Annotated in this window: 4 protein-coding genes; 1 reads left to right on the top strand and 3 read right to left on the bottom strand. The window is 61.7% G+C overall.

The window, feature by feature from the left end:
* The 3 genes from B3C64_RS05570 to B3C64_RS05560 all read right to left on the bottom strand — a co-directional run.
* Positions 1 to 1,706 (bottom strand): RelA/SpoT family protein (locus tag B3C64_RS05570; RefSeq protein WP_291534310.1); only part of this gene is annotated, 1,706 nt, incomplete at its 3' end.
* A 235-nt stretch (positions 1,707 to 1,941) separates the two neighbouring features.
* Entirely contained in the window at positions 1,942 to 2,418 is a 477-nt protein-coding gene (gene dut / locus B3C64_RS05565; protein WP_291534309.1) for a dUTP diphosphatase, read from the bottom strand.
* On the bottom strand, positions 2,418 to 2,711 hold the full coding sequence (locus B3C64_RS05560) for a DUF4193 domain-containing protein (protein ID WP_291534308.1): 294 nt from the start codon (positions 2,709 to 2,711) through the stop codon (positions 2,418 to 2,420). The genes dut and B3C64_RS05560 overlap by 1 nt, the downstream gene beginning before the upstream one ends.
* Before the next feature lie 147 nt (positions 2,712 to 2,858).
* Here B3C64_RS05560 and sepH point away from each other — a divergent pair, with 147 nt between their 5' ends.
* Positions 2,859 to 3,947: a septation protein SepH gene (gene sepH, locus B3C64_RS05555; protein WP_291534307.1), complete on the top strand. Its 1,089-nt coding sequence runs from the start codon at positions 2,859 to 2,861 to the stop codon at positions 3,945 to 3,947.
* Positions 3,948 to 4,030: the final 83 nt, after the last annotated feature.

Here is a 4,030-nt window from a genome sequence, read left to right as displayed (position 1 = left end):
CCGATGGCCGCGAACACCGCGTCGGCGTTCGCGAAGTTCAATTCGTCGGCAATGCCGACCAACGCCTCGGGGGTGAGCAAGGTCGTGACCGGCAGGTTGCGTTTGCGCATGGCGCGGGTCAGCTCGTCACGGCCCTCCTCGATGGCCTCGGTGCGACGCTCCTTGCTGAACCACTGGCGAATCTTGTTGCGCGCCTTCGGGCTTTTCGCGAAGCTCAGCCAGTCACGCGATGGCCCTGCGGATTCGGATTTCGAAGTGAGGATCTCCACCGTGTCGCCGTTTTCGAGCTTGGTGTCGAGTGGCACCAGACGGCCGTTCACGCGCGCGCCCATCGTGCGATGGCCGACTTCGGTATGTACCGCGTAGGCGAAATCGATCGGCGTGGCCTCCGCCGGCAGGGAGACGATCTTGCCCTTCGGAGTGAACACATACACTTCGGAAGCGCCCAGATCCTCCTTGAGCGAACCAAGGAATTCGTTGGAATCCGGGGTCTCGCTCGTCCAGTCGGCAAGCTGCTGAATCCACTTGAGGTTGTCGGCCTCGCTCAGCTCCTGGTTTTCGCCGCGCTTGCGGTCCGATTTGTCCGGCGAGCTCAACGCGCGGCCGGCCTGACCGTTCTCCTTGTACTTCCAGTGGGCGGCGATGCCAAATTCGGCACGGCGGTGCATGTCCCACGTACGAATCTGGATCTCCACCGGTTTGCCGCCGGGACCCACCACCGTGGTGTGCAGGCTCTGGTACATGTTGAGCTTCGGCATGGCGATGTAATCCTTGAAGCGTCCCGGAACCGGGCTCCACCGCGCGTGCACGGCGCCCAACGCCGCATAGCAGTCCTGAATAGTGTCGACGATGATGCGCACACCGACCAAATCGTAGATGTTGGCGAAATCATGGCCGCGGACGATCATCTTCTGGTAGATCGAGAAGTAGTCCTTCGGTCGTCCCGTCACGCGTGCCTTGATGTGCTGGTCGTCGAGATCCTCGTTGATTTCGGCAAGAATCTGCTTCAGATACACGTCACGCTGGCCGGCGCGACGCGACACCAACACCACGATCTCGTTGTAAATCTTCGGGTACAGCACCTTGAAGCTGAGTTCCTCAAGCTCCGTCTTGATGGCGTTCATGCCCAGACGGTTGGCGAGCGGCGCATACACGTCGAGGGTCTCACGGGCCTTGCGCTGGGCACTTGACGTCTTGACATAGCGCCATGTGCGCGCGTTGTGCACACGGTCGGCCAACTTGACCACCAGCACGCGCACATCGCGGCTCATCGCGACCACCATCTTGCGAATGGTCTCCGCCTGGGCGGAATCGCCGTATTCCATCTTGGAAAGCTTGGTGACGCCATCAACGAGGCCGGTCACGGTGTCACCGAATTCGGCACGGCACTCGTCCAGCGTATAGTCGGTGTCCTCAACGGTATCGTGCAGCAGGCCGGCGGCGACGACCAACGGCCCCATGCCGAGATCCGCCAGCGTCTGCGCGACCGCCAACGGATGGATGATGTACGGCTCGCCTGACTTGCGCCGCTGCGCCGAATGCTGCGTGACGGCGCGCCGGTAGGCACGTGCGAGAATGCTCATATCCTCACCCGGATGATGGTATTCGCACATCTTCCGGATAGGTTCAAGCGGATCGAGAGGATTCGTGCTGATCTCGCAACCCAACATGTGGGCCGAGTGAACCTCCTGCTCATGTTCGCCCATCTTCAACCTCCTCGCTCACGGTGTACCCCATATTACCCGCGCTTTATGTTGCCTTCGACGATTTCCGTGGCCGGTTGCGCGACGCGCGCCACGCAACCGACCACGCTCCACATCACCGCATGCCACCGCAAGGCACAGCCCGATCATCACGCGATGCGCCATACGCCGGCCATTCCCCAAGCGAACGCAGTCGCGGAACGGAATCGCGCATGCATCGATTGGGACGCGCCCCGTTTCAGGAGGCGATGCCGGTGGAACCGAAGCCGCGCTCGGCGCGATCAGATCCCGGAAGGACCTCGGCCGGGACGAATCTGGCTTCGACATAGCGCTGGATCACCATCTGCGCGATGCGGTCGCCGGGCTTGAACGTCACGGTATGCTCCGGATCGAGATTGATCAGAGGCACCTTGATCTCGCCACGGTATCCCGCATCGACGGTGCCCGGCGCGTTCAGCACGGTCACGCCCTGCTTCACCGCGAGTCCCGAACGCGGATGGATCAAAGCGACGTATCCGGCCGGCAGCGCGATCGCCAGACCCGTGGGGACCAAGGCCCTCTGGAACGGCTTGAGCGTCACCTCTTCGGTGGTGCGCAGATCGGCCCCGGCGTCGCCGGCATGCGCGTAATGCAACGCGGCCGGATGCCCGGGGTCAAGCGACTTCACCAGAACCTCGGTGTTTTCCGGTTCGTTGTATGTCTCGTCGAACGCCATCAGGCAGCGCACTCCTGGCAGACCGGCTGCCCGTCGGCGGTGGTGTAGGCGAGCTGGCTGCGGTGCTTCACCAGGAAGCATTCGGAGCAGATGAACTCGTCGCCCTGCATCGGAATGACCGTCACCGAAGAGTCCTCATTGCTCAGATCGGCGCCTGGCAGCTCGTAATCCTCGGCAATGGCGTTCTCATCGTCGTCCATGTCGTTGGAATTGTTCTGGGAGTTCTTGCCCAGAGCCTGGAGCGACTCCTCGTCCTCGTCCTTGTTGCGCGGGGAATCATAATCCTGTGCCATCGAGATTCCTTTCGTCATCTATGGTGCTTATGCGCCATAGGATACATGACTTTTACCCCGGATAGGATACATGAATCGAAATACTCGTAAAATCCGACACGTGGGGCACAATGGAATAAACGGATTTTTTGAGGAAAGTGGTGTGTCGTGCCTGAGCATACATTCGAGGAAGCCCGATTCGATCATGTGAGCGACGCCGGTGAACTCGTCTTCGTTCTGGGCGCGCAAAAATTCGTCATCAACGTCGATGAGGCGCTTGAAAGAGCCATTTTGGAGGCGAAGCAGATTCAGTCGGAAACGCGGAAGGACCGTCAGCCGAATCCTTCGGCGTCCTTGCCGATTTCGCAGATCCAGGCATTGATCCGTGCCGGGGCCGAACCGGCCCGCGTGGCGGAACGATATGCGTTGAGCGAGGCCCTCGTTCGGCGTTTCTCGGCGGCCGTGGAGACGGAGAAGCAGTACGCGATCGAGCAGTTCCTCGCGGTGCCGGCGCCGAAGGAAAGCCGCGTGCGCACTTTGTCCGAACTCATCGAACGCACATTCGCCGCGGCGCGCATCCGTTTGGAGGACGTGACGTGGAAGGCCACCAGACGTGGCCTGGAACCATGGAAGATCACCGCGCGGTTCGTGTCCGAAGGCCATAAGGTCAGTGCGGAATGGTCCTGGAACATGCACGACAACGCCGTGACCTGTCTCAACGCCGCCGCGCGCAAGCTCGTGGGCGAACGGGAAACACCCAAATCGGGAAATGCCGAGCAGCGCGTCGACGAAGCCTATCTCACCTCGTTGAATCTACCGGGCAATTCCGCGCGGTCGGCCCGCATCGAACAGACCGTCTCCGCATGGAACGCTCCGGAACCGACGATGCCGGCGGTGCGTCCGTCCGGCGCGACATCCGAAACCGTTCCCTCGCCGACCGATGCGATTGTGCCGCGCACCACGCCGGAAACGGACGCCGGCACGACATCCAGTGAGCCAGTATCGGCAGAACGTTCCGCCGACTCCGCCGGCCTCGATCGGACGCAGGTCATCAATGCCGATTCGGCGGCATCGGCAGCTTCCGCAAATGCCGCATCCGGTGATTCGCAAGGGTCCGTCGTTGATTCCGGTCAGGAGAAGACCGGCGACCGAAGCTCCGTTCCCGGCAACGCGCACAGCCAGAATTCGACCAAATCAAAACGCCGCGCGGGACGTTCCGCGGTGCCGAGCTGGGACGAAATCCTGTTCGGCGACTGAACACTGACGCAGGCGCCACGGCGGTTCCTGTTCGACTGGACCGTTCAGACCATGGGCGTCAAGCCACGTCGATCAGACACGGA

This window comes from Bifidobacterium sp. UBA6881, from assembly GCA_002451435.1.
Classification (GTDB): Bacteria; Actinomycetota; Actinomycetes; order Actinomycetales; family Bifidobacteriaceae; genus Bifidobacterium.
This window is presented reverse-complemented; position numbering and strand designations above follow the sequence as displayed.